Genomic DNA, 1,653 nt, shown 5'->3' on the forward strand with positions numbered 1-1,653 from the left:
CTGCGGACCGCCGCGGCTGTAGCCCGCCGCCACGCGCAGGCGGCGCGTGTCCTCCAGGATGCGCTCGGCGCGCGCCCAGGCCGCCTCCTCGGTGTCCGCGAGGATGGGCCGGAAGGACACGGAGAACCCGATGCTGCGGCCATGTCGCGCCGCCTCCGCGCGCACGCGCCGCGTCAGGTCGGCCGTCTGCTCCAGCGATTCGCCCCACAGCGCGTAGACATCCGCATGCCGGCCCGCCACCGGCAGCGCCGCGTCGGACGCGCCGCCGAAGAACACCGGGATGTGCGGCGACTGGCGCGGCTTGACCTCGCTGAAGCCGCCGTCGAAGCGGTAGTGCGTGCCCTCGTGATCGAAGGGCTGGTCGCTGGTCCACAGCCGCCGCAGCAGGCCGACGTATTCGTCCGTGCGCTCGTAGCGCTGGTCGTGCTCGAGATAGTCCCCGTCGCGGCGCTGCTCGGCATCCGAGCCGCCCGAGATCACGTGCACCGCCAGCCGGCCGCCGGTGAACTGGTCCAGCGTCGCGAGCTCACGCGCGGCGAGCGTCGGTGCGACGAAGCCGGGCCGGTGCGCCAGCAGGAAGCCGATGCGCGAGGTGTGCGCCGCGGCGTGGGCGATCGTGAGCTGCGCGCTCGGGCCGGTGGAATGGTGCGGCACCAGGATGCGGTCGAAGCCCGCCGCCTCGTGCGCCTGGGCGAAGGCGGTCACGTAGTCCGGATCGACGACCGGGCCGCTGGCCGGGTGGATCTCGGAGGTCTTCTGCGACTGGATCATGCCGATGAATTGGAGGCTCATGCTGCGTGCTCTGAGTGGGTCGGACAGGAGCAGACCGTAGGGGCCCGCACGGCGACCCGCAAAGAACGAATCCGACTTTCCATGCTCGGATTGCAGGATTCACGGCCGCAACGGCGGCGCCCACACTGCGATGCATGAGCGCCCTTCTCCAGCCCCTGCCACCGGAGCCCTTGCAACGATTCATCGCCTCGATCGAGGCAGCGATCGACCAGGGCCTGGGCGAGGCCGCGCTGCTGACCGAGTTGCGCCCCTTGCTCGCCGAGCTTGTCGCGCGCGACGACTGGCTGCCGTCGAGCCACGCGCAACCGGGCGCCGACCGCTATCGGCAGTACCCGCTGCACGTCGACGCGCAAGGGCGTTTCTCGGTGGTGTCCTTCGTCTGGGGACCGGGCCAGGCGACGCCCGTCCACGATCACACCGTCTGGGGACTGATCGGGATGCTGCGCGGCGCGGAGGACTCGCAGGGCTACCGCTTCACCGGCCCCCACGAGCTGGTACCGGACGGTCCGCCGGTGCGGCTGTCACCGGGTCAGGTGGAGGCGGTCTCACCGCGGCTCGGGGACATCCACCGCGTGCGCAACGCGGTCGAGGGTCAGGTTTCGATCAGCATCCACGTCTATGGGGCCGACATCGGCCGCATCGAGCGCTCGACCTACGACGCCGATGGCACGCCGCATCGCTTCGTGTCGGGGTACTCGGCGCTGGCCTGACTGCCGAGGCCGCTGGCCCTCACCCCCACCCTCTCCCGCAAGCGGGAGAGGGAGTCCGACCGGCTCAACTCGCAGCGTCGGCGCCTCTTTCTTCCGCTCCCGCCTGCGGAAGAGCGCTGGCTCCTCCCTCTCTCGCCTGCGGAACAGCTCT

General features: G+C 71.1%; 2 protein-coding genes. One reads left to right on the forward strand and one right to left on the reverse strand.

All coding sequences use genetic code 11. The features are described from left to right. On the reverse strand, positions 1 to 792 hold a 792-nt coding region (locus VF536_RS03740; RefSeq protein ID WP_331613443.1), incomplete at its 3' end, for an LLM class flavin-dependent oxidoreductase. Positions 793 to 926: 134 nt separating this feature from the next. Between VF536_RS03740 and VF536_RS03745 the strand changes: the two genes are divergently transcribed. Continuing rightward, positions 927 to 1,502, forward strand: a complete 576-nt coding sequence (locus VF536_RS03745) for a cysteine dioxygenase (protein WP_331613444.1) — start codon at positions 927 to 929, stop codon at positions 1,500 to 1,502. The last annotated feature ends 151 nt before the right edge of the window (positions 1,503 to 1,653 follow it).

It is taken from the genome of Roseateles sp. (assembly GCF_036486225.1).
GTDB lineage: Bacteria > Pseudomonadota > Gammaproteobacteria > Burkholderiales > Burkholderiaceae_C > Roseateles.

Excerpts from the sequence above, each read along its gene's own strand:
- VF536_RS03745 (WP_331613444.1), top strand. The coding sequence starts at position 927 with ATGAGCGCCCTTCTCCAGCCCCTGCCACCGGAGCCCTTGCAACGATTC.